The organism is Thiocapsa bogorovii (assembly GCF_021228795.1).
In the GTDB taxonomy this organism is placed as follows: domain Bacteria; phylum Pseudomonadota; class Gammaproteobacteria; order Chromatiales; family Chromatiaceae; genus Thiocapsa; species Thiocapsa bogorovii.
In genome coordinates, this window is sequence record NZ_CP089309.1 from 2,818,226 (window position 1) to 2,841,030 (window position 22,805).

General features: G+C 61.6%; 21 protein-coding genes. 12 read left to right on the forward strand and 9 right to left on the reverse strand.

Annotation, left to right across the window (positions count from 1 at the left end; all coding sequences use genetic code 11):
* Positions 1-5: 5 nt before the first annotated feature.
* Both recF and gyrB read left to right on the forward strand, forming a co-directional pair.
* On the forward strand, positions 6-1,142 hold the full coding sequence (gene recF / locus LT988_RS12765) for a DNA replication/repair protein RecF (RefSeq protein WP_232410492.1): 1,137 nt from the start codon (positions 6-8) through the stop codon (positions 1,140-1,142).
* A 237-nt stretch (positions 1,143-1,379) separates the two neighbouring features.
* Positions 1,380-3,785, forward strand: coding sequence for a DNA topoisomerase (ATP-hydrolyzing) subunit B (gyrB, locus tag LT988_RS12770; protein WP_232410493.1), 2,406 nt, complete (start codon positions 1,380-1,382; stop codon positions 3,783-3,785).
* Here the strand turns inward: gyrB and LT988_RS12775 are convergent.
* From LT988_RS12775 to glyQ, 4 genes are read right to left on the reverse strand one after another with little or no spacing between them, the layout of a single operon-like run.
* On the reverse strand, positions 3,782-4,558 hold the full coding sequence (locus tag LT988_RS12775; RefSeq protein ID WP_232410494.1) for a lysophospholipid acyltransferase family protein: 777 nt from the start codon (positions 4,556-4,558) through the stop codon (positions 3,782-3,784). The two genes, gyrB and LT988_RS12775, sit on opposite strands and share 4 nt — an antisense overlap.
* On the reverse strand, positions 4,551-5,096 hold the full coding sequence (gene gmhB / locus LT988_RS12780) for a D-glycero-beta-D-manno-heptose 1,7-bisphosphate 7-phosphatase (RefSeq protein WP_232410495.1): 546 nt from the start codon (positions 5,094-5,096) through the stop codon (positions 4,551-4,553). The genes LT988_RS12775 and gmhB overlap by 8 nt, the downstream gene beginning before the upstream one ends.
* A gap of 57 nt (positions 5,097-5,153) precedes the next feature.
* Positions 5,154-7,244: a glycine--tRNA ligase subunit beta gene (gene glyS / locus LT988_RS12785; protein WP_232410496.1), complete on the reverse strand. Its 2,091-nt coding sequence runs from the start codon at positions 7,242-7,244 to the stop codon at positions 5,154-5,156.
* Positions 7,245-7,256: 12 nt separating this feature from the next.
* Positions 7,257-8,162, reverse strand: a complete 906-nt coding sequence (gene glyQ / locus LT988_RS12790; RefSeq protein ID WP_232405961.1) for a glycine--tRNA ligase subunit alpha — start codon at positions 8,160-8,162, stop codon at positions 7,257-7,259.
* 321 nt (positions 8,163-8,483) lie between these two features.
* Between glyQ and LT988_RS12795 the strand changes: the two genes are divergently transcribed.
* From LT988_RS12795 to LT988_RS12820, 6 genes are all read left to right on the forward strand, one after another.
* Positions 8,484-9,638, forward strand: a complete 1,155-nt coding sequence (locus LT988_RS12795; RefSeq protein ID WP_232405962.1) for a cation diffusion facilitator family transporter — start codon at positions 8,484-8,486, stop codon at positions 9,636-9,638.
* 479 nt (positions 9,639-10,117) lie between these two features.
* Positions 10,118-11,521, forward strand: a complete 1,404-nt coding sequence (glnA, locus tag LT988_RS12800) for a glutamate--ammonia ligase (protein WP_232405963.1) — start codon at positions 10,118-10,120, stop codon at positions 11,519-11,521.
* 93 nt (positions 11,522-11,614) lie between these two features.
* Positions 11,615-12,130, forward strand: coding sequence for a DUF4124 domain-containing protein (locus LT988_RS12805; protein WP_232405964.1), 516 nt, complete (start codon positions 11,615-11,617; stop codon positions 12,128-12,130).
* Between the two features lie 214 nt (positions 12,131-12,344).
* Positions 12,345-13,427, forward strand: coding sequence for a nitrogen regulation protein NR(II) (gene glnL, locus LT988_RS12810; protein WP_232405965.1), 1,083 nt, complete (start codon positions 12,345-12,347; stop codon positions 13,425-13,427).
* Positions 13,420-14,880 (forward strand): nitrogen regulation protein NR(I), encoded by a 1,461-nt coding sequence (ntrC, locus tag LT988_RS12815; protein ID WP_232405966.1) that lies wholly within the window; start codon positions 13,420-13,422, stop codon positions 14,878-14,880. The genes glnL and ntrC overlap by 8 nt, the downstream gene beginning before the upstream one ends.
* Before the next feature lie 86 nt (positions 14,881-14,966).
* Positions 14,967-15,350 carry a hypothetical protein gene (locus LT988_RS12820; protein ID WP_332460482.1) on the forward strand — a complete coding sequence of 128 codons (384 nt, stop codon included), beginning with the start codon at positions 14,967-14,969 and terminating at the stop codon, positions 15,348-15,350.
* An 80-nt stretch (positions 15,351-15,430) separates the two neighbouring features.
* Here LT988_RS12820 and LT988_RS12825 read toward each other — a convergent pair whose 3' ends face one another.
* Positions 15,431-15,655: a hypothetical protein gene (locus LT988_RS12825; RefSeq protein ID WP_232405968.1), complete on the reverse strand. Its 225-nt coding sequence runs from the start codon at positions 15,653-15,655 to the stop codon at positions 15,431-15,433.
* A 174-nt stretch (positions 15,656-15,829) separates the two neighbouring features.
* Here LT988_RS12825 and LT988_RS12830 point away from each other — a divergent pair, with 174 nt between their 5' ends.
* Complete coding sequence (locus tag LT988_RS12830) at positions 15,830-16,300, forward strand: tRNA (cytidine(34)-2'-O)-methyltransferase (protein ID WP_232405969.1); 471 nt, start codon at positions 15,830-15,832, stop codon at positions 16,298-16,300.
* Between the two features lie 118 nt (positions 16,301-16,418).
* Here the strand turns inward: LT988_RS12830 and LT988_RS12835 are convergent, their stop codons facing one another.
* The 4 genes from LT988_RS12835 to LT988_RS12850 form a co-directional block, all read right to left on the reverse strand.
* Positions 16,419-17,462: an NAD(P)H-dependent glycerol-3-phosphate dehydrogenase gene (locus LT988_RS12835; RefSeq protein WP_232405970.1), complete on the reverse strand. Its 1,044-nt coding sequence runs from the start codon at positions 17,460-17,462 to the stop codon at positions 16,419-16,421.
* An 8-nt stretch (positions 17,463-17,470) separates the two neighbouring features.
* The gene (gene secB / locus LT988_RS12840) at positions 17,471-17,971 is read right to left on the reverse strand and encodes a protein-export chaperone SecB (RefSeq protein ID WP_232405971.1); all 501 of its coding nucleotides are present in this window, start codon (positions 17,969-17,971) and stop codon (positions 17,471-17,473) included.
* Positions 17,972-18,062: 91 nt separating this feature from the next.
* Positions 18,063-18,491 (reverse strand): rhodanese-like domain-containing protein, encoded by a 429-nt coding sequence (locus tag LT988_RS12845; RefSeq protein WP_232405972.1) that lies wholly within the window; start codon positions 18,489-18,491, stop codon positions 18,063-18,065.
* 167 nt (positions 18,492-18,658) lie between these two features.
* Entirely contained in the window at positions 18,659-19,027 is a 369-nt protein-coding gene (locus LT988_RS12850; protein WP_232405973.1) for an ArsR/SmtB family transcription factor, read from the reverse strand.
* A 357-nt stretch (positions 19,028-19,384) separates the two neighbouring features.
* Between LT988_RS12850 and LT988_RS12855 the strand changes: the two genes are divergently transcribed.
* The 3 genes from LT988_RS12855 (at position 19,385) to LT988_RS12865 (ending at position 22,759) form a co-directional block, all read left to right on the forward strand.
* Complete coding sequence (locus tag LT988_RS12855; protein WP_232405974.1) at positions 19,385-20,563, forward strand: murein hydrolase activator EnvC family protein; 1,179 nt, start codon at positions 19,385-19,387, stop codon at positions 20,561-20,563.
* A 229-nt stretch (positions 20,564-20,792) separates the two neighbouring features.
* Positions 20,793-22,148, forward strand: coding sequence for a S41 family peptidase (locus LT988_RS12860; protein WP_408648077.1), 1,356 nt, complete (start codon positions 20,793-20,795; stop codon positions 22,146-22,148).
* 56 nt (positions 22,149-22,204) lie between these two features.
* Positions 22,205-22,759 (forward strand): DJ-1 family glyoxalase III, encoded by a 555-nt coding sequence (locus tag LT988_RS12865; RefSeq protein ID WP_232405976.1) that lies wholly within the window; start codon positions 22,205-22,207, stop codon positions 22,757-22,759.
* The last annotated feature ends 46 nt before the right edge of the window (positions 22,760-22,805 follow it).

A 22,805-nucleotide genomic window follows, 5' to 3' on the forward strand; every position in this document is an offset into this window, starting at 1 on the left:
GGTTGATGGACGGTTTGATCGGTCCGCGACTATTGAGGCTGGGGGTCACGAATCTAAGGAACCTCCGCAGTGTGGATTTGGACCTTCGGAAAGAATCCCATCGGATCCTGCTGACCGGCGCCAACGGAGCAGGGAAGACCACGTTCCTCGAGGCCGTTTATCTCTTGTCCCGAGGCCGGAGTTTTCGGGGTCGCAAGGCAGGATCTTTGACGACGGACGGCGAGACTCGAACCCTGATCGAAGGGGTGTTTCGGGAGGCGGACTCATCGGGCGAGTCGACGCTGGTCTTCGAGCGGAGCAGGCGGGGTAGTCTGAGGCGGTACAACGGTGTCGCGATGGGATCGCTCCCGCCGAGCGACAGCCCGCTCCGGGTCAAGCTCGTGGGTGAGAATCCTCAGGCTCTTTTGGAAGGGGAGCCGATGCTCAGGCGTGGGCTTTTGGACTGGAACGTGTTCCACGTGGAACATCGACTTGGACGGTTGCGGGCCGATCTTCGTCGTGTCCTCGCTCAGCGGAATGCAGCGCTCCGACACGCCGGATCCGGCGTGTCCATCTGGGATCCGACGTTCGTCCAACTTTCCGCCCGTATTACGGAGAAACGCGAGGCCTTCGTAGACCTGTGGCGGACTCAATTCAGATCGCTCGCGAACCACTTTTCTTTCCTTGACGATTTCGAGCTTGTATTCGAGCGCGGTTGGCCCCGAGACAGCGACTTGACCGAAATCCTGGAGCAGGGGCGAAGTGCCGACATTCAGCGCGGGCAAACGCTCGCGGGAGCGCATCGAGCGGATATCGGAATCAGTCGGGACCGCGCTCCACCCCGACTCTCACGCGGGCAGGCAAAGGTTGCCGTGTGCCTTCTTCAACTCGCCGCGGAGCGCGTCCACCGCGGGAAAGGTCTTGCCCCGTCGCTTTGGCTTCTCGACGACATCGACGCCGAGCTCGACACCGCTACGGGCGATCGATTATGGCGCTTGTTCGAGGAAGCGGAGGGACAGCGGATGGTCGCTCGGTTGGGCTACCATCCGACCGAGATCAAGGATGGATCGATCCACCAAGACACGATGTTCCACGTGGAACAGGGTATCGTGACATCCGCTGCCGTCGCCGATCGTCCACCCCCCCCGACGTCCTTGCCTTGATGGCATCACCGGCCGATGTCCTTGATCTGCGCGCAGTACGGCGCCTGAAGCGCTTCGGCCTACGTTCCCGTATAATGGATCGTGCTTCGGGACAGTCTTGCCCCGGCGCCGACTCACCCGACTGCGATGCCCACCATGCTTCCACGAAGCGGTGATACAGTCATCGGCCAACGGCCAAGGGTCGCGCCGCAAGCGCTTGCGCGCCCTCCCACCGATCCATCATCTCGATCACGCCACATGACCTACGACTCAACAAACATCAAAGTCCTTCGCGGGCTCGACGCGGTCCGTAAACGGCCGGGCATGTACATCGGCGACACGGACGACGGTACCGGTCTGCACCACATGGTCTTCGAAGTCGTGGACAACTCCATCGACGAAGCCCTTGCCGGCCATTGCGACAACATTCGCGTCATCCTGCACGGAGACGGCTCGGTGTCGGTAAGCGACAACGGGCGCGGAATACCGGTCGACATCCACTCGGAAGAACAAAGGTCCGCGGCCGAGGTGATTCTCACGGTTCTCCACGCCGGCGGAAAATTCGACGACAATTCCTACAAGGTCTCGGGCGGACTCCACGGCGTCGGGGTCTCGGTCGTGAACGCACTCTCCGATCGCCTTCTCCTGAAGATTGCCAGAGGAGGGCGCCTGTATCAGCAGGAGTACCACCTCGGGGAACCCCAATATCCGCTCAAGCATGTCGGAGACACCGACGCAACAGGAACGGAAATTCGGTTCTATCCGTCTGAGCAGACCTTTACGCACATCGAATTTCACTACGATATCCTCGCAAAGCGACTCCGGGAACTCTCCTTCCTCAACTCCGGAGTCCGTATCGAGTTGTTCGAGGAGGCTACCGGTCGAGAGGACGTCTTCGAGTATCAAGGAGGGATCCGTGCCTTTGTCGAGCACCTCAATCAGAACAAAGAGCCGATTCATCCGAGCGTGATTCACTTCACTGCCGAGCGGCAAACGGTCACGGTCGAGCTCGCAATCCAGTGGAATAACGGCTATCAAGAAACGATCTTCTGTTACACCAACACAATCCCGCAAAAAGATGGCGGTACCCATCTGGCGGGACTTCGGGCCGGGTTGACACGAACCTTGAACGGCTACATCGAACGCGAAGGCCTAGACCGCAATCAGAAGGTCCGGCCGGTCGGCGACGATGCGCGCGAAGGCTTGACAGCGGTCCTCTCCGTGAAGGTGCCTGATCCGAAATTTTCGTCCCAGACGAAAGATAAGCTGGTCTCCTCGGAGGTCAAGGCGATCGTCGAATCGCTCGTGGTCGAGCAGCTGAACATTTTTCTCGAGGAGCAGCCGGGGGAGGCGAAAGCCATCGCCAACAAGATGCTCGAGGCCGCGCGTGCTCGGGAGGCGGCCCGCAAAGCGCGCGAGATGACACGGCGCAAGGGGGTGCTCGATGTGGCAGGGCTGCCGGGCAAGCTTGCCGACTGCCAAGAAAAGGATCCTGCCAATTCGGAGCTGTATCTGGTCGAGGGTGACTCGGCAGGCGGCTCCGCCAAACAAGGGCGTGACCGGGCCTTCCAAGCCATTCTCCCTCTCAAGGGAAAGATCCTGAACGTCGAGAAGGCCCGCTTCGACAAGATGTTGTCTTCTGCCGAGGTCGGGACACTCATCACCGCGTTGGGATGCGGGATCGGACGCGAAGAATACAACCCGGACAATCTGCGCTATCACCGAATCATCATCATGACGGACGCTGACGTTGACGGCGCCCATATTCGGACGCTCCTCTTAACCTTCTTTTATCGACAGATGCCCGAATTGGTCGAACGCGGCCACATTTTCATCGCCCAGCCGCCACTCTACAAAATCAAAAAGGGAAAGCAGGAGGAATACCTGCTCGACGACGCAGCACTGAATGGCGCCATGCTCCAAGCCGCACTCGACGGGGCTAACCTCCATGTCAATGCGGACACCGTACCTTTGGCAAGCACCGCGCTCGAAACGCTCGCGCGTGACTATCAGGTGTTCGTCGGGATTATCAAACGCCTGTCGACACGCTACGACGCAGTATTTCTCGATGAGTTGGCGAAAGCGCCGCCGCTTGACGATGCACTCGTGGGCGATGCTCAAGCTTTTGCCGATTGGCTGAGCGACATGGAGCGACGTTTGAATCAACTCGATTCAATCTCCCTGCATTACCGACTCGCTCTCAGTAGTCCGACATCGCTTCGACCGGACTCTCTGGAGCTGGTTCGATTGATTCATGGTATTCCCGAGAGCCGCATCATCCCTTTGGATTTCTTCCACACGGCGGATTATGCAAGGATCTTGGATTACGGACGGAAGGTCGCTGGATTGATCGAGCCGGGGGCCTACGTCGCACGCGGCGATCGCCGCAAGGAGATCACGGAGTTGGGCGAAGGGATCCGTTGGCTGCTCGCGGAGGCACAGCGTGGGCACAGCATCCAGCGCTACAAGGGCCTTGGAGAGATGAACCCCGACCAGCTCTGGGATACCACCATGAATCCGGAGACTCGGCGCCTGTTACGAGTCACCATCGAGGACGCCGTGGGCGCAGACCAGATCTTCACCACACTGATGGGGGATCATGTCGAGCCGAGACGGGAATTCATCGAGCGCAACGCGCTGAATGTCGAGAATCTCGATGTTTAGAGCGGGTTCGACCCCGGCAATGTGGCGACCGTGGATTCGATCCAGGCTTCCGCCGCAGCATTGATCTCGGTTGCGGTTCGACCGGCGGTGGGAATCGTTGGCCCGATGATCACGTCGATCGTTCCGGGTTCCTTACGGATGCTGCGCCGTCCCCAAAAGTAGCCCGCGTTGTGTGCGATCGGTACGACCGGCCTACCGCTGCGCTCGGCGAGGACAGCTCCACCGATCGCGTAGGGATGGCGGCAACCCGGTGCGACACGGGTGCCCTCGGGGAAAACGATCACCCAACGCCCGCTCTGCAACAGGTGCATACCTTCGCGCACGAGCTCGACGATCGCTCGACGACCCGCGGTCCGATCGATCGGAATACAGCGAAGGCGCTTCAAACCAGCCCCGAAGACCGGGATGCGCATCAACTCCTGTTTCAAGACCCAGCTTTGGCGGATCGGCAACAAAGCCCTCAAGGCGATGATGTCCCATGCCGACTGATGCTTGCTTAAGACAACCGCAGTCTCGACCGGCACCGTCTCCAGTCCGCTGACCCGGTAGTGCAGTCCACAGATCCATCGCAGTGCCCCCAGATTGAGCTTCGCCCACTGCTGTGCGAGCCGATCGAGACCCGATTCCGATACGATCGGACCGAGGACAAGCAGAAGTGTGGAGTAGACGATGACCGATCCGACCAAAAAGACCTCGTAGAGGATGGATCGGACCAGGATCAGAACCGAAAACAGCCCGGAGATCAGTCGATTCCTGAGTGTCGGGCTATCCATAGAGCAGGGCATCGACGGCGGAGGCCAGATCGGCATAGACCGGAACCCCGGCAAGATGCGAGGAACCGCCAGCCACAGTGTCTTCTCCTTTTCCCGTGCGAACCATCCAGGGATCGGCCCCGGCAGCCCTTGCCGCCAGGACATCGCCGAGTGAATCACCGACAAAGGGTACGCCCGGGAGCTTCACCGAAAGGCGCCTCCCGATTTCCTGGAGCATGCCCGGTCTGGGTTTGCGACAGTCGCAGCCGTCATCAGGGCCATGCGGGCAATAGACGATCATCTCGACTCGTCCTCCCTGTTCGGCCAACAGATCCCGAAGCTTGCGGTGCATGCTGTCGAGGTCGGCCGGTGTCAGCAGGCCACGCGCCAAACCCGATTGGTTGGTCGCCACGGCCACACGATACCCCGCGTGCGAGAGTCGCGCGATGGCATCGATACTGCCGGGCAACGGCATCCATTCATCGATGGATTTGACGAAATGTTCCGAGTCCGCGTTGATCACGCCGTCCCGATCCAGGATCACGACCCGCTCACCCATCACTGTTGCCCTCGAAGACAAAGAAGCAGCCTCCCCCTCGTCCGGTCGACGCGTTGATCATTCCTGGAGACGCGAGATGTCTGCGACCAGCAGGAACAGCCCGGCCAGTGAATGGAGCAGTCGAATGCGGTTCTCGCGGATCTCGGGATCGTCCACCATCACCATCACCTGATCGAAAAAGGCCTCGAGATCGCCCTCGAGCTCCGACAAAAGTTGCAACACTCCCATGTAGTCGCGGGCTTGCGCGAGTGGTAAGACCAGAGAAGACAGCTCCGCGACCCGAGCCGCAAGACGGATTTCGGCAGGCTCGTCGAGCAGCTCGCCGTTTGCCTCGAGACGGGCGGAGCCGACCCCGATGTCGATACCCGCTTTGCTTAGAATATTGCGGATTCGCTTGTTCGCTGCTGCCAGGGATGCGGAGCCACTCAGCGCTCTGAACGCCGTCACGGCGGCCAGGCGGGCATCGAGATCGGCGGGTACGGTGACCCCCGTCTGGAGGACCGCCTCGATCGTATCCCCGGCGACGCCACGCTCATGGTAGTAGCCCCGCAGCCGATCGATTACATATCCAAGCGCAGCAGCTTCGACATCCTTGCTCAAGAGCCCGGCCGGATAGCTGGATGCCGCCGAGGCAATCAACTCGCGCAGGTCGAGCTCCAAGGGAGTCTCGATCAGGATACGGAGCACACCGATCGACGCGCGCCTCAGCCCGTAAGGATCCTTGGCCCCCGTAGGACGTAGCCCGATGCCGAAAATCCCGACGAGGGTATCGATCCGATCGGCAATCGCCAGGACCCTCCCGCACGGGCTCGCCGGAAGGACATCGCCAGCGAACCTCGGCAAATACTGCTCCTCCATTGCCGCACAGACGCAGGGGGCCTCGTTCGCGTGCTCGGCGTAGTAGCGCCCCATCGTCCCCTGAAGGCCGGGAAACTCGTAGACCATCGAGGTCACCAGGTCACAGCGCGAGAGCCGCGCCGCGCGTGCGGCAAGGTCCGGATCGACCCCGATCGACGACGCGAGACCGCGTGCCAGATTGGCCACTCTGGCGCTCTTCTCGGCGACGGTCCCGAGCCGATCCTGAAAAACGACGGTTTCCAGTCGTTCGGCGTACCCTTCCAACGGCTGCTTCAGGTCCTGGGCCCAAAAGAAGGCCGCATCCGCGAAGCGAGGACGGATCACGCGCTCGTTGCCTGCACGGACCTGATCCGGATCTCGGCTCTCGATGTTGGCGACCGTGATGAAGGATGCCTGCAAGACACCGGAGGAGTCCTCGACCGGAAAATACTTCTGATTCGAGCGCATCGTCTCGATCAGAACCTCGGGCGGAATGGCGAGATATGCCTCGTCGAAGCGGCCGAGAATCGCTCTTGGCCATTCAACCAAGGCCGTGACCTCGTCGAGTAGCGCATCATCGATCCGTGCACTTAGGCCATTGGCTGAAGCCAGTTCCTCCACCCGGCTGCGAACCAGTTCGCGTCGCCGATCGAAATCCGGCTCGACCGATCCGCGCGAGCGCAGCAGCTCGGCGTATGCCGTCGCTTCGGGTACATCGATCGGCTCGGGGTGATGGAAGCGATGTCCATGCGTCCGACGGCCGGCCTCGATGCCCAGTATCCGGCCCGGAATCGCCTCTGTCCCCAGCAGCAGACATACCCAGTGGACGGGACGGACAAACTCCTCCGAACCCTCGCCCCAGCGCATCCGTTTCGGGATGGGAAGCCTAGCCAACGCGGCGTCGGTCAAGTTCGGTACCAGAGAAGTCGTGAACTCTCCGATAACCCTGCTTTGGAACGCCAGCCATTCACCCTTCTCCGTGACCTCGCGAGCGAGCGCATCGACCGGGACGCCGCAGGATCCGGCGAAACCCAAAGCCGCTCTTGTCGGCTGTCCGTCCGCGCCGAAGGCAGCTTGTATCGCAGGTCCACGCCGCAGGGTCTCTCGGTCGGGCTGTCGGGTTAGGATCCCACGTACCAAAAGAGCGAGTCGACGTGGCGAGGCGAAGGGCTCGATCGTCTCGAAGCCGATGCCGGCACCCTCGAGCTCATCGCGAAAACCCGCGACGAAAGCATTCGAGAGAGCAAGCAAGGCGGTCGGAGGGAGCTCTTCGGTTCCGATCTCGACCAGAAGGTTGCTGGTTGCGTCCACAGTCGTCTCCCTTTAGCGGGTGAGCATCGGGAAGCCGAGGGCCTCCCGGCGGTCAAAATAAGCCTGGGCGACGGCGCGCGACAGGGTGCGTACGCGCAGAATGAACCGCTGTCGTTCGGTGACCGAGATTGCGCCGCGGGCATCGAGAAGATTGAAGGTGTGTGATGCCTTCAAGACTTGCTCGTAGGCCGGCAGGGGCAGGCCCTTCTCGACCAATGCAGCGCTTGCCGCCTCGCAGGTATCGAACAGTCCGAACAAGGCGTCGACGTCGGCATGCTCGAAGTTATACGCAGACTGCTCGACCTCGTTCTGATGGTAAACATCGCCGTAGGTGACGACGCCCGCCGGGGTACGGCTCCAGATCAGATCGTAGACACTTTCGACGCCCTGAAGGTACATGGCGATGCGTTCGAGTCCATAGGTAATCTCTCCGGTCACCGGCCGACAATCGAGTCCTCCGACCTGTTGGAAGTACGTGAACTGCGTCACCTCCATCCCGTTGAGCCAGACCTCCCAGCCGAGTCCCCAGGCTCCCAAGGTCGGCGACTCCCAGTTGTCTTCCACGAATCGAATGTCGTGGACAAGAGGATCGATCCCGAGACGGCGCAACGAGTCGAGGTAGAGATCCTGGATCTCGAGCGGCGAAGGTTTTAGCACGACTTGGTATTGGTAGTAGTGCTGGAGGCGGTTCGGGTTCTCCCCGTAACGTCCGTCGGTCGGACGGCGCGAGGGCTGCACATAGGCACTGCGCCACGGCTCCGGTCCGATCGAGCGTAGGAAGGTCGCCGGGTGGAAGGTTCCCGCGCCGACCTCCATGTCAAGCGGCTGAAGGATGACGCATCCGTGCTCGGCCCAGTAACGCTCGAGGGCAAAAACGAGGCCCTGAAAGGTCGAGACATCCTCTCGATCGAGATTCAAGATCGTTCTCCTTCGGCCAAGTGTTGACGAAAATCGGGCAGTATAGCGCTGATCGGCGAGGTCGCGCCAAAGCAGTACCACAGCGCAGCGTCGGGCCCCAACGCTCCTGGATTCTCGCCGCTGTGCACGCGTTGCTCCCGGAAAAACCCGCGAGGGCAGGGTATAGGTCGATCCCAGAGGGCATCGCGCAGCTGCTGGATTCGATCGCCGGGAGGACCCGTCCGCGCACATCAGGGTCTCGCCTGTTACCCTATTGCGGTGGTCCGACCGCATGCCCGGGCGCGGATCCGGCCTTCAAACATAACCTCGATGCCAACCGCCATGCGCACCTTCAACGATTCGTCAGCCGAACGTCGACATGCCGTAACCTACACGGCAATCGTCGGGGCAGCGATCAATCTCGTGCTCTCGGTCGTGAAGATCATTGCTGGCATTTTCGGTCATTCTCAAGCGCTCGTAGCCGACGGCATTCATTCGCTTTCGGATCTTTTGTCTGATCTGTTGGTCCTGTTGGCAGGTCGCCGGGCCAGCCAAGGTCCCGATCACGATCATCCTTACGGGCATGCTCGATACGAAACGGTTGCAACGCTCGTTCTGGGATTACTGCTCATCGCCGTGGCCGTCGGTATCGCCTGGGATTCCATCGAGCGACTGTTTCAGCCGGAGGCATTGCTCAAGCCGGAACCGCTGACCTTGCTTGCGGCTCTGGGGTCGATCCTCATCAAGGAATGGCTCTACTGGTGGACCCTCGGTTACGCCAAGCGGGTGAAGTCGGATCTGCTCCGCGCCAATGCCTGGCACCATCGTACTGACGCGGTCTCCTCGGTGGTGGTCCTCGTGGGAATTGCCGGGACCATGGCCGGTCTGGCCTATCTTGATGCGATCGCAGCAGTCGTGGTCGCGATCATGATCGCAAGAATCGGCTGGGCGTTGGGTTGGGAGGCGATCAACGAACTGGTCGATACCGGGCTGGAATCCGAGCGGCTGAGCGCGGTCAAGGAGACCATTCGCTCGGTCGGCGGCGTGCGGGACATCCATATGCTGCGCACGCGCCGCTATGCCGGACAGGTTTCGGCCGATGTCCATGTCTTGGTGGATCCCTTCGTCAGCGTTTCAGAGGGCCACATGATCAGTCTCTTGGTGGAGCATCGACTCAAGCGGGAGATCGACGAGATCACCGACGTGACGGTCCACATCGATCCGGAGGACGACGATCGCTTTCCTCCTCCCGTCGGGCTCCCGCTGCGGGCCGAGGCGATGGCGCGCCTAGCTTCGCTCTGGTCGGCGATTCCCGAGGCGAACGAGCGTCAACGGATGGTCTTTCACTATCTGCGGGGCGGAATCGACATCGAGGTCCATTTCCCGTTGGCCGCTTGCCGCCGAACGGGTGCGGACGTGGCCGATTTACAAGCGCGCCTCGCGAACGCGATCGCCGACGAACCGGCATTTCGGGAAGTCCGAATCTTTTTCGGATAGCGTTCGCACTATATCGGTGCGGTTTTTTTCCAAGGAGCCCTGCGAGGGTGCGTAGACGGGAAGAGCAGTCGCGGATGCCCGTGCGAAGAGTGTTTGTGCAATCGATACCGCGTTGGCTCGATCGGTCGGCCGACACGTCCAATCGGAAAATCACCTTTTTAAAACAGTATATTGAGATTCCATCCAGAGGTTGCCGCGCACGGACCAAGCGCAATAGTCCCCCTTTGGCGTGGTCTTGGCTCGGTAGATGCTTTACGCCCGGAAGGTGATCGACAGCACCGGTCGTTCTCCGTCGTACCCCACGAAGAGGACTCCATACAGACCGAATCACCGCGACCCGCCGACGCACTGCGAGTCGTGCAGCCGGAGAGGCGACCTGCTAGGCTCCCATCCGCCTCGCCGCATCCGAGGGCGTAAGGCCTACCACGGCGCCGCCCCACGATCTTTCCCCCGAACCTACAGCAGCGGAGAAATCCCAAATGACAGACGTGATCAAAATGATCAAGGACAACGACGTAAAGTTCGTCGACCTTCGCTTCACCGACACTCGCGGCAAGGAGCAGCACGTCTCCATGCCCTCCAGGGTGGTCGACGAGGATCTGTTTAAGGAAGGCAAGATGTTCGACGGATCGTCGATCGCCGGTTGGAAGGGCATCGAAGCATCCGACATGATCCTGATGCCTGAACCGTCCACCGCAGTCATGGACCCGTTCACGGATGAAAACACCCTGATCATCCGTTGCGATATCCTCGAACCCGACACGATGACCGGGTACGAGCGCGATCCGCGCTCCCTGGCCAAGCGCGCGGAAGCCTATCTGAAGTCGACGGGCGTCGCCGATACGGCCTACTTCGGTCCGGAGCCCGAGTTCTTCATCCTCGACGATGTTCGCTGGGGCGCAGACATGAGCGGCGCCTTCTACAAGATCGATTCCGAGGAGGCCGGCTGGAACTCCGAGCGCGTCTTCGCCGACGGCAACATGGGGCATCGTCCGAGCACGAAAGGCGGTTACTTCCCGGTACCACCGGTCGATTCGCTGAACGATATTCGCGCAGCCATGTGTCTGACGCTGGAAGAAATGGGTGTCCCGGTCGAGGTGCATCACCATGAAGTCGCGACCGCCGGACAATGTGAGATCGGGACCCAGTTCGATACGCTCGTGTCCCGAGCCGACAAGAATCAGATCACCAAGTACGTCGTGCAGAACGTCGCCCATGCCTACGGCAAGACCGCAACCTTCATGCCCAAGCCATTGGTCGGCGACAACGGCAGCGGCATGCATGTTCACCAGTCGCTGAGCAAGGATGGCCAGAACATTTTCGCGGGGGACAAGTACGCGGGCTTGTCCGACACGGCGCTCTACTATATCGGGGGGATCATCAAGCACGCCCGCTCCCTCAACGCTTTGACCAACCCGTCCACCAACTCCTACAAGCGTTTGGTGCCGGGCTTCGAAGCACCGGTGATGCTCGCCTACTCCGCGCGCAACCGCTCCGCGTCGGTCCGCATTCCTTATGTGGCCAGCCCCAAAGGCCGTCGCATCGAGGTACGCTTCCCGGATTCCACCTGCAATCCCTACCTGGCCTTCGCTGCGATGATGATGGCCGGTCTGGACGGTATCCAAAACAAGATTCATCCGGGCGATGCCATGGACAAGGATCTCTACGATCTGCCGCACGAGGAGGCCAAGGCCATCCCGACGGTTTGTCACTCGCTGGATATGGCCTTGGACTATCTGGACAAGGACAGGGAATACCTCACCGCCGGCGGCGTCTTCACCGACGATCTGATCGATGCCTACATCGCTCTGAAGATGGGAGAGGTCACTCGCATCCGCATGACCACGCATCCTGTCGAATTCGACATGTACTACAGTCTCTAGACTCCGGGCGCTCTTGAGCGCGCCAACGAGGCCCCGCAAGGGGCCTCATTCGTTCCGGTTGAGCCCGAAAACCGGGTCGACTATTCTTCGACCATGATCAAGCACTCGCTCGTCGCCATCGTTCTGTTCGCGCCCCAAGCGTCGAGCGCCGAAATCTTTCGCTGGGTCGACGCTGACGGACGTACTCACTTCTCGGATCGACGCCCTCCCGATACGGCGGTTCAACGCGTGGTACCCGAAACGGGTCAAGCCGACTCCGCTGCCCCGGATCCCGAGGCCACAGTCGACATGCCGCTCCTCGGACCCTACGCGGTCTTCGAGATCCTCGCGCCGACGGCCGGAGCACTCCTGATTCAAACCACCGATACACTTGAGGTCAACCTCGCGCTGGAGCCGGCATTGCTCGAAGGGCATCGGCTCGAGCTTCTCCTCGACGATCGTCCGGTGACGGTCGAGGGGGGGTCGACGCGGTTTCAAATTCAGGGTGTCGGTTTCGAGTCGCACCGGATCCAAGCGCGTGTGCAGGATGCCCTCGGAACGGTCGTTGCAGCGACGCCGTCGCTCGCGCTAGAACTGCGCCAATCCGCTCCCCCTGGGGTTTTGCCCTAAGCCTCCTTTATTGCACGGGCTTTCACGATAGACTCAAGCCGACCTGCGATGGTATGAGTTTCGCATGTCTCGGGAGTCGATATGCAGCCGAGTCTGTGTGTCGCGCCGTTCGTTTGCGTAAGCCTCCCGCAGCCCGAACGTGCATATCAAACCCACCGTCTTCGCGTGCGTCCTCGGTCACGCGTGAGCATGTAAGCCGTTCGGATGAGAAATCATGAGTATTCAGCCAGCCCCGAAGCCGGCCTTAGAGCGGACGATTCTCGATCACCTGAACACGGCTGTCCTACTATTCGACAAGGACTTACGTCTCCTATATCTCAATCCCGCCGCCGAGATGCTCTTCGAGATTAGTGCTCGACATATGGTCGGCCACCATGCCCTAAACCTGCTCCCGTGCCCCGACCACCAGGTTGAAGAGCGCCTGAAAGCCGCTCTGGAGTCGCGCCACCCCTTTACCGAGCGAGAGATCAATGTTGTCGCGGGGGACGGACGCACCAAGACGGTGAACTGTACCGTCCTACCATTGCACCATTTCGATGCACAAGATCAAGTGCTTGTTGAGCTTGCCCAGGTCGACCGGCAGCTTCGGATCACCCGGGAGGAACACCTGCTCTCTCAGCACCAGGCAACCCAGGCCCTGATCCGCGGATTAGCGCACGAAATCAAGAACCCGCTCGGCGGGCTGCGCGGCGCCGCACAGTTGCTTGAGCAGGAGCTTCCCGACCCGGGTTTACGTGAGTACACGCGAATCATTATCGACGAGGCCGACCGGCTTCAGGATCTGGTCAACCGGATGGTCGGCCCCAGTCGCCTACCGCGCCGAGCCTTGGTCAATATCCACAACGTCCTCGAGCATGTCCGCGGACTCATCCTCGCGGAGTCGCCGGCCGGTCCACGCGTGCAACGCGACTATGACCCGAGTATTCCGGACTTCATGGCGGATCAGGACCGCTTGATCCAGGCCTTCCTGAACCTCGCGCGCAATGCCGCTGCGGCGGCCGGAACGGCCGGACGCATCGAGCTGCGCACTCGAGTGCTGCGTCAATTCACGATCGGCAACCGTCGTCATCGCCTTGTGCTGCAGGCGCAAATCCGTGACAACGGACCCGGAATACCGCAGGAAATCGAGGATCGCATCTTTTTTCCGATGGTCTCCGGCAACCAAGGTGGTAGCGGACTGGGTCTACCCATTGCCCAAGAACTTATCAATCAACACGGAGGCCTCATCGAGTGCGAGAGTCGGCCCGGCGAGACCACGTTCTACGTTTATCTTCCGTTGGAGACGGGCTATGAATAATCGCGAGCCCAAGGTCTGGGTGATCGACGACGACAGGTCCATTCGGTGGGTGCTGGAGCGCGCGCTGCGGAAGGCGGAAATGCATGTGACCTGTTTCTCCAACGGTGTCGGTGTCATGGAAGCGCTCCAACGCGAGCAGCCCGACGTCATCCTGACCGACATCCGCATGCCGGGGATCGATGGATTAGACCTTTTGCGACAGGTTTCGGCCCGCTATCCGGGACTTCCCGTGATCATCATGACCGCGCACTCCGACCTCGACAGCGCGGTGTCGGCCTTTCACGGCGGTGCCTTCGAGTATCTCCCCAAGCCGTTCGATCTCGACGAAGCGGTGGGGCAGGTCAACCGGGCGTGTCGACGTGGACGAGAGGAGCGTCCCGAAGAGATCGTCATGAGCAAAGCGCCGGACATCATCGGCGAGGCCCCAGCGATGCAGGAGGTCTTTCGGGCGATCGGTCGACTTGCACGTTCCAACATCACGGTTCTGATCAACGGGGAATCCGGAACCGGGAAAGAACTGGTGGCGCGCGCGTTGCACCGCCACAGCCCGCGAAGCGATCGGCCCTTCATCGCCTTGAACATGGCCGCAATCCCGCGGGACCTCCTGGAATCGGAGCTCTTCGGTCATGAGCGCGGTTCCTTCACGGGTGCCCAGAGTCGCCGTGAAGGGCGATTCGAGCAGGCCGACGGGGGAACCTTGTTCCTCGACGAGATCGGGGACATGCCCGCCGAGCTGCAAACCAGACTCTTGCGGGTACTCGCTGACGGGGAATTTTACCGTGTGGGCGGCGTTGCCCCGACACGGGTTGATGTGCGGATCATCGCAGCAACGCACCAGAACCTCGAGGATTTGGTCCGCCAAGGCCGCTTTCGCGAAGACCTATTCCATCGCCTCAACGTCATCCGGATTCATCTGCCGGCGCTCCGTGATCGGCGCGAAGACGTCCCGGTCTTGATGCGCCACTTTCTCGCCCAAGCGGCCCTGGAGTTGACGTGCGAGCCGAAGGTGCTGGCGCCGAGCGCGATCGAACACCTGAAACGGCTCGACTGGCCCGGCAATGTACGCCAGCTGGAAAATACCGCCCGCTGGGTCACCGTCATGGCATCGGGCAAAGAGATTCACGCCGAGGATCTTCCGCCTGAGCTCAATGCGTCGTTCTCCGAGCCGGTCCGCGACGAGCCGTGGGAAACGGTGTTTCGCCGTTGGGTTCGTCAAAGCCTGAAACAGGGGCATGGTGCTTTGCTCGATACGGCTATGCCGATCTTCGAGCAGATCCTCATCCAGACCGCCTTGGAGCATACGGGCGGGCGTCGGCAGGAGGCTGCGCGACTCCTCGGGTGGGGACGCAACACACTGACTCGAAAAATAAAAGAACTGCAACTCGATATCGAGATCGACCCGGAGGAACCCCCGCCGGATGAGGATTCGGCACGGAGCCCCCAAATCAGCTAGGCGGAACGAAGACACGCCCCGCAGTCGTCGCTCCGCTGTATTCACCATTGCTATCGAATGAAGATTTGGAGAACGACTTGGACAGTATGAGTATCGACCTGAAAGGCTCCGAGATCTCCTCGATCGATCTCGAGGACGGACGTCTGAGCCTGCATTTCTCGCGGGCCTATCTTGTCAAGACGATGACGGGCTCAAGCGAGCGCACGCGTTGGCATCAGGCAGGGGATTTGGTGATCGAGGGGGTCGAAGAAGCCCCAATGATTCCAAGCGGCCCGCTCGTCTGTCTGGGGGGGGATATCGAGGAGAATATCTTCACTTATCGGGATATGGTCCCGGTTCCGCTCGAGAGTCGAGGCCATGCGCGCTGTGCGCTGATGTTCGAAGGGTTTTCCGATCCGTTTGTCGCGCAGGGAACGACGGTCAAACTGGAAATGCACGATACGCCCAGGTACATTGAGCATCTACGCTGAACGGCGTCTTGCGGAAAGGAATCATCGTTAAGAGCCGCGTCCAGGATTTCGGACGCGGCGTCCGCCCCGAGCGCGTCTGCTCAGTTGCGCGCCGAACCGACGATCTCGTGAGCAATGTCCACGACTCGGTTGGCCATATCCTGGTATTCCTGCCGATAGTTCACGAGCAAGCCATCGGTCGCCGCCCAGTAGTCTTTGCCCGACACCCCGTGCTCATGCTCGTAGTCGATGAATTGCTTTTGCATCCCGAGCATCTTCTCGATCAGCTCCTGCTTTTCTTTCTTCAGCGTGGCGATATCGCTCATGTCGGTGTCCCCATAGGGTTTTTGGCCGCCTTGGTGCGGCGATGTTAGAACTTTCCCAAACCTTAATATAGCATGCAGCGAGACGTCTCGGTCAACCGCCGAACCCGCTCTTCGGTCCGTCGTTTCCGACCGCGATCGGCTTGCTCGCCCACGCCCGACTGACCTGGATCCGCGATGTTTGATGTCATCCTCTACGAGCCCGAGATCCCGCCCAATACCGGTAATGCCATGCGCCTCTGCGCGAACGGTGGTCTGAGACTTAACCTCATCGAGCCTCTCGGGTTCGCGCTCGAGGATCGTCTGCTCAGGCGCGCCGGGCTCGATTACCGGGAATGGGCCGAGGTCGAGGTCTATCCAACCTTGGAGACCTGTTTAGGGATGCGTCTTCCCCAGCGGCTCTTCGCGCTTACGACCCGAGGCTCGACTCTCTATACGACCCCGCACTACCAAGCCGGCGACGCATTTCTGTTCGGCCCGGAAACGCGAGGCCTGCCGCAAGCCGTCCTCGATACCCTCCCGCACGAGCAACGCCTCTATATCCCGATGCGACCCGGCAATCGCAGCCTCAACCTCTCGAATGCCGTTGCCGTCGTCGCGTTCGAGGCATGGCGTCAAACCGGGTTCGAGGGAGCTGTTCAGCGATAGGCTTGACTGCCGTCCAAGGCAGACGCCGTCAACGATCAAGCGATCGGCCTTCCGATGTGAGCCGCCTGTCATGAGGGCGGCCAAGGGCAGCGACGACACAGACCACGCCTCAGGCGGTCTAGCCGAACTCGGCCTTCGGCTCGCGCTCGAGCAGGGCGCGGGTTGCGCTCTCGGGCGAGGCACCTTCGTAGAGCACTCGGTAGACCTGCTCGCTGATCGGCATATCGATGCCCAAGCGTGATGCGAGCCGATGCATGGCAAGCGCGGTCACGACGCCTTCGACCTCTTGACCGATGTTGGCCTGTGCGTCCTTCAGACTCGCCCCGGCCGCGAGCGCAAGGCCCATTCGCCGGTTCCTGGACTGATTGTCCGTGCAGGTCAGGACCAGGTCGCCGATGCCGGCGAGACCCATGAAGGTCTCCTTGCGTCCGCCCAAGGCGGTACCGATGCGAATTAACTCGGCGAGACCGCGCGTGATGAGCGCAGCGCGGGTATTCGCACCGAACCCGAGACCATCGGCGATCCCGGTGGCGATCGCGAGGACATTCTTCGCGGCTCCGCAGACCTCGACACCGACCATGTCCGAGCTGGTGTAGGCGCGAAAGCGATCCCCGTGAAGTCGCAGCGCAACCTGCTCCGCGAACGCGACGTCGGCCGAGGCGACCGTTACGGCAGTCGGGAGACCGTGCGCCACTTCCTGAGCAAAGCTGGGGCCGGACACGACCGCGAGTGACCGGGCGCCGAGACTCTCCTGTGCCACAGCGTGGAGCAACTCCCCGGTTGCGGGGTCCAGACCCTTGGTCGCCCAAGCGACGCCCATGGTTTCGGGCAGTCGTCGCGCGGTATTCTCCACCACTCGTCGGAAGGCGTGGCTCGGGACGACGATCAGGCAGTCGGTCGCCCCGCCAAGTGCCTCGTCCAGGGAGGCTGTCGCGGCCAAGCCCCTAGGGAGGGGAACTCCCGGCAGGAAGAGACGATTCTCGCCGTCGCGACTAAGCGCCTCGATCTGCTCGACCTCATGACCCCACAGCCGCACGCGGTGCCCGTTGCGGCACAACAGGATGGCGAGTGCAGTTCCCCAGGACCCGGCACCCAGGACCGCAATGATTGCGCCCGAGGAATCTGGCTGGACGGACTCGGTCCGCGCGGAATCGCCCGACATACTTCCGCTCAATGCTGGCTCGGCGGTTCTGCCGCGTCGCCCTTGGCGCGCTGCATCGCCTCTTGCTGATGCTGCGCGAACAGGGCATCGAAATTGACATGTTGCAGAACGAGTTGCGGAAAGCTCCCTTTGGAGACCAGATCGGAGACGACCTCGCGGGCGTAGGGGAAGAGCAGGTTGGGGCAGTAGGCGCCGACCATCGCGCCCATCTCCTGCTCGCCGAAGCCACTGATCCCGAAGATACCCGCTTGCTGCACCTCGACGATAAAGGCCGTCTTGTCCCCGAGCTGCGCCGTCACGGTAACCGAGAGCACGACCTCGTAAAGGTCATCCTGGATGCGATTGACCTTGGTACTGACGTTGAGCTCATGTTTGGGCTTCCATTCGCCGCGGAAGATGTCCGGTGCGTTGGGAGATTCAAACGAGGCGTCTTTGACATAGACACGCTGGACGGAGAACTGTCGCTCCGGCTGGGTACGGGGTTCGTTGCTTTGCGCGTTCTCGGCCATGTTGCGGTTCCTTATCGAAGACTGGATCGAAGATCGTGTAAGAGGATGGGTAGAGTCACCGTCGAATCCGCCATCGGGATCGACGTGCGCTTCAGCGTTTCTTGCGCGTGAGCGGGAGGCTGGCGGCTTCCCATGCCATGATGCCGCCGTGCAGGTTGAAGACCTGCTCGAACCCTTCCTTTCGCAGCTGGCTGCAGGCCATTGACGACTGGGCGCCGGATCGGCAGCTGACGATGATGGGCTTGGCCTTGTGCTTCTTCAGTGTGGCGATCTGATTCTTGAATCCGTTCATCGGCACGTTGATGGCATTGATGATATGCCCCTTTGCAAAATCGGCCGCGGGGCGAACATCGACCACCACCGCATCCTGATGGTTGATCATCTCGGTCGCGGCCAAGGGCTCGACGCTCCCTTTACTGCCCACGATGATGTTGTAGGCGAGTAACCCCGAGATGACGATCAACGCCACGAAGAGGTACCAGTGGTTTCCCACGAATTCCATGATTTGGTCTAGCAGCATCGCTCTGCGATCTCGTTGAATGGGCGAGAGTTCACGGACGGCGCGGCCGACGCCTCGACCATGAGCCGAGCGCATCGAGACTGCAGTTGCCCGCGGTTGCCCTGGATGACTTAAGGTGGCGAAGTATAAGGAGGAGGGACGCGGGCGTCATCCCGCACCGTCTCGCTTCAGTGCGCGTGCTGGCAGAAGACCTCGCGCATCATCCCGATCAACTGGAGTGTCCTTCCGTCGCTGACCCGGTAATACACGCGGTTCGCATCCTTGCGCGAAGCGAGAATGCCCTTGTCGCGAAGAATCGCCAGGTGCTGAGAGATGTTGCTCTGGGAGGTCCCCACGTGGTCCACGATCTCCTGGACACTGACCTCTCGGTCGCCCAAGGTGCACAGGATCTTCAGGCGCAAGGGGTGCGACATGGCTTTCAGCGACCGGGAGGCGCGCTCGATGTCGGCATCGTCCGCGAACAGGTCGATCTCCTCGCGTTCGTCGACCGGGTCGTTCAGGACCGGGCGGGAAGGCTGGCTCAAATTGCTCACCATCGGATCCTGTCTCATCAATTATTAACAATACAATAATAAACTTTTTCCGGCGGAGTGCGAAGTGGATGTCGGTCGCCGCCGGTGCCCCGGGGCCGTCGGAAGACGCCGGTCATGCTCCTGAAAAGAGAGAATCCGGAGCCTCCGCCCGCCGGTCGTCTCCTCGCCTTCCGATCACGCCTTAGACGACGCGTATAATCCAGCGACCGATTCGCATCAGGACCCCCCTCGACCGCTGTGCCCAGGACCGTCGCAACAGGACATCGCGAGTGGTTTTGCCGCCGCGAGCATGATGACAGGCGTGACCGAGCGCTCGACCGGTTCGGGCGTCCCCTGGCGTGCCTCGTTTTGGCGTGCGCCTTGGCGACGCCGACGGCTGCGCTGGAGACGGCGTCCGACGACACCTTCGAGACGCGCGCGAACGACCTTCAGGAGATCCAACGACAGGTCGAGTCGATCGGTCGGGAGCTCATCGAGCAGCACGCGGACCGTCGAGCCTTGATCGCGGAGCTCGAGGTGCGGGAGCGGGAGGTGGCCGAGGCGGCCGTCGCCGGCAGAGAATTGGCGCGAGCCGTTGCCGAGCAAACCCGGGTCGCGGAGGCGTTGCGGGTGCGTCATCTCGAAGAGCACGCTGCGCTTGAGCAGGAGCTCGCACTCTGGGCGGACCTGGTGCGCACCGCTTACGTTATGGGGCGGGCCGACCGCTTACGCTTAATCTTAAATCAAGAAGATACTGCCCAAGCAAGTCGGATTCTTTCCTATTTCGCGTACTTGAACAGAGAGCAGCTTCGTCGAATCACGGCCATTCAAACGCGCGTCGAGCGCCTCACCCGATTGGCCCATGACGCCGAGCGCGAGGCCGAGCGCCTGATCGAGCTGGCTCGCCGCCAGGAGGCGGCGCGGCTTCGCTTGGAGGCCGCGCGCGAGGAACGCGCCGCCGTCCTCAGCCGGTTGGACGCGAGCATCGCCAGCCAGACAGATAATCTCGAGGTCCTCGAGCGGGATTCCGAGGCGCTGCGTCTCTTGGTAGAGCACCTGCGTCAGCGCGCTCAGATCCGTGCCGAGCTCGACATTCGGCGCGAACCCTTCCCCGAACGCCGAGGGCGCTTGACATGGCCGCTGCTGCACGGGGAGATCCTCGCCGAGTTTGGAACCCTCAAGCCCGACTCCGAGCTGCGCTGGGACGGCGTGCTCCTGGCGGCGCGACAAGGCGAGGAGGTGCGCGCCGTGCATGACGGGCGGGTCGTCTATGCCGACTGGATGCGCGGGTTCGGATTGCTCATGGTGATCGACCACGGCGAAGGTTACATGTCGATCTACGGGCACAACGAGGCGCTTCTGAAGGAGACGGGCGAATGGGTGGCTACCGACGAAGTCATTGCCTTGAGCGGCGACAGCGGAGGTCGCGCAGAGCCGGTGCTCTACTTTGCCATCCGTCACAATGGCAAGCCGCAGGATCCGTCCGACTGGTGCGGCGCGGGGCAGCGGCAGGAATCTCTCTCGGATGCGGGCTCTGGTGAACGGGGCGAACGATCTTGACCGGCGACGGGAACGCGTCGGCGCAGAACCGATCAAACCGCAAGTTATATTGCCCTTCGGCGCTGTCGCCTGCTCCCCGACGTCCGGATCGACATCGGTTCCGCCTGACGAAAGCAGCGAAAACATGCGATGCTAGCCCATCCTCCCGCAAGCGCGGGTCGGATGTGCACGGCCTTGCTCCGCAAGGTGCGCCGAGTGGCGCGCCGATCCCAACCGACGTGATTCCATGATGCATGCCATGACCCGACGCCTATCCTTCGCCTCGACCTTGATCCTCGGAATTTGTCTCGTCTGGCCGAGCGCGCGAGGCGATCGCGCCTTCGCCGAAACGGTCGAACACCCGGATATTCCCGAAACCGCACCGATGCCGGCCGAAACCGAGAGCGCACTCCCGCTGCGCGATCTTCGAACCTTTGCGGAGGTCTTCGGGCGAATCAAGGAGGAATACGTCGAGGGCGTCGAGGACAAGTCCCTTCTCGAAGGCGCGATCCGCGGCATGCTTGCGGGTCTCGACCCCCATTCGGCGTATCTCGACAACGAGGAGTTCGAGGAGCTGCAGGTCGGCACCCGGGGAGAGTTCGGCGGTCTGGGGATCGAGGTCGGAATGGAAGACGGTTTCGTCAAGGTGATCGCGCCCATCGACGACACTCCGGCTCAACGCGCGGGTCTGCAATCGGGCGATACGATCGTGCGCATCGATCAAAAGCCGGTGAAGGGGATGAGCTTGAACGATGCGGTGACTTTGATGCGGGGCGAGCCCGGCACGAGCATCGCGCTCACGATCGTGCGTTCCGGCGACGAGCGCCCATTCGACGTGACGATCGAGCGGGCGATCATTCAGGTCGCGAGCGTGCGCAGCCGCACCTTGGAGCCCGGCTTTGGTTACATCCGCGTCTCGCACTTTCAATCGCGCACGACCGAGGATGTCCTGGCCGCGGTGGACACGCTCAAGGCAGCCAACAACGGCACTCTGCAGGGTCTCGTGCTCGATCTGCGCAACAACCCCGGTGGAGTGCTCAACAGCGCGGTCGGGGTGAGCGACGCCTTCCTCACGGAGGGCCTCATCGTCTATACCAAGGGTCGGCAGGACGACAGCAAGCTCCAGTTCCAGGCCGGACCGGATGATGTCCTGTCCGGTGCCCCGATCGTGGTTCTCGTCAACGGCGGCAGCGCATCGGCTTCGGAGATCGTTGCCGGTGCCCTGCAAGACCACAAACGGGCCATCGTCATGGGCAACCAGACCTTCGGCAAAGGCTCCGTTCAGACCATCGTGCCGATCGACGACACAACTGCCCTCAAGCTTACGACCGCGCGCTACTTCACGCCCTCCGGGCGTTCGATTCAGGCCCAGGGCATCACCCCCGACATCGAGCTCGAGCGCGGGGAGTTTAAACCTCTGGCGTCGAACGGGGTGGAGGATCTCAAGGAGTCCGATCTGGTCCGTCACCTCGAGGACGAGGCCCCGGAGTCGGCATCCGAGGACGATGCGGGGGAGGGGTCGCTTGTCGCAGAGGACTTCCAACTGGCAGAAGCCCTCAACGTTCTAAAAGCGCTTAACATTTTTGGACAACTCGGTACGCCCTAGTCGGTGTGTTCGAGTGACGTCCGCGGAGGCGCTCTCTCTCAACATCGGAGTCGATCATGCCAAGCGTACTCGTCCCCCTGGCTCAGGGATGCGAAGAGCTCGAGGCCGTCACGATCATCGACCTGTTGCGCCGCGCCGCAATCGATGTCGTCACGGCCGGGCTCGATCATCGGCCGATCAGAGCGAGCCGAGGAACCCTGTTGATTGCGGATACCCGGCTCGAGGACGTCACCTGGCGAACCTTCGATATGATCGTGCTGCCGGGCGGACAGCCCGGAGCCGACCATCTCGCCGCGGATCCGCGCATCATCGCCTTGCTTCGCAGTCAGCATGCAGCGGGGCGCTATCTCGCGGCAATCTGCGCCGCCCCCAAGGTTCTTGCCGGTGCCGGGTTGCTCGACGGGCGATCGGCGACCGCCTACCCGGGGTCGGTCGATCCTGCGGCCTATCCGAGGGTCAAGTTGACCGACGCGGCGGTCGTTGTCGACTCAACCCTCGTCACCTCGCGCGGCCCCGGCACGGCCATGGATTTCGCGCTGCAATTGATCGCGCTCTTGCTCGGGCCCGAATCGCGCGACCAGGTCGAACGCGGACTGGTTCGAACACTCTGACGGAAGAACGAAGACGCCGGCCCGGATTCCCGTGAGCCCAGGACAT

What these genes read in the sequence shown, in the direction of transcription:
- ntrC (WP_232405966.1), top strand. Translation starts at nt 13,420, where the DNA reads ATGAATAATCGCGAGCCCAAGGTCTGGGTGATCGACGACGACAGGTCC.
- gmhB (WP_232410495.1), bottom strand. Translation starts at nt 5,096, where the DNA reads ATGGGTGAGCGGGTCGTGATCCTGGATCGGGACGGCGTGATCAACGCG.
- LT988_RS12850 (WP_232405973.1), bottom strand. Translation starts at nt 19,027, where the DNA reads ATGGTGAGCAATTTGAGCCAGCCTTCCCGCCCGGTCCTGAACGACCCG.
- LT988_RS12820 (WP_332460482.1), top strand. Translation starts at nt 14,967, where the DNA reads ATGAGTATCGACCTGAAAGGCTCCGAGATCTCCTCGATCGATCTCGAG.
- LT988_RS12865 (WP_232405976.1), top strand. Translation starts at nt 22,205, where the DNA reads ATGCCAAGCGTACTCGTCCCCCTGGCTCAGGGATGCGAAGAGCTCGAG.
- glnA (WP_232405963.1), top strand. Translation starts at nt 10,118, where the DNA reads ATGACAGACGTGATCAAAATGATCAAGGACAACGACGTAAAGTTCGTC.
- LT988_RS12805 (WP_232405964.1), top strand. Translation starts at nt 11,615, where the DNA reads ATGATCAAGCACTCGCTCGTCGCCATCGTTCTGTTCGCGCCCCAAGCG.
- gyrB (WP_232410493.1), top strand. Translation starts at nt 1,380, where the DNA reads ATGACCTACGACTCAACAAACATCAAAGTCCTTCGCGGGCTCGACGCG.
- LT988_RS12835 (WP_232405970.1), bottom strand. Translation starts at nt 17,462, where the DNA reads ATGTCGGGCGATTCCGCGCGGACCGAGTCCGTCCAGCCAGATTCCTCG.
- secB (WP_232405971.1), bottom strand. Translation starts at nt 17,971, where the DNA reads ATGGCCGAGAACGCGCAAAGCAACGAACCCCGTACCCAGCCGGAGCGA.
- recF (WP_232410492.1), top strand. Translation starts at nt 6, where the DNA reads ATGGACGGTTTGATCGGTCCGCGACTATTGAGGCTGGGGGTCACGAAT.
- glnL (WP_232405965.1), top strand. Translation starts at nt 12,345, where the DNA reads ATGAGTATTCAGCCAGCCCCGAAGCCGGCCTTAGAGCGGACGATTCTC.
- LT988_RS12830 (WP_232405969.1), top strand. Translation starts at nt 15,830, where the DNA reads ATGTTTGATGTCATCCTCTACGAGCCCGAGATCCCGCCCAATACCGGT.
- LT988_RS12795 (WP_232405962.1), top strand. Translation starts at nt 8,484, where the DNA reads ATGCGCACCTTCAACGATTCGTCAGCCGAACGTCGACATGCCGTAACC.
- LT988_RS12860 (WP_408648077.1), top strand. Translation starts at nt 20,793, where the DNA reads ATGCATGCCATGACCCGACGCCTATCCTTCGCCTCGACCTTGATCCTC.
- LT988_RS12845 (WP_232405972.1), bottom strand. Translation starts at nt 18,491, where the DNA reads ATGCTGCTAGACCAAATCATGGAATTCGTGGGAAACCACTGGTACCTC.
- LT988_RS12825 (WP_232405968.1), bottom strand. Translation starts at nt 15,655, where the DNA reads ATGAGCGATATCGCCACGCTGAAGAAAGAAAAGCAGGAGCTGATCGAG.
- LT988_RS12775 (WP_232410494.1), bottom strand. Translation starts at nt 4,558, where the DNA reads ATGGATAGCCCGACACTCAGGAATCGACTGATCTCCGGGCTGTTTTCG.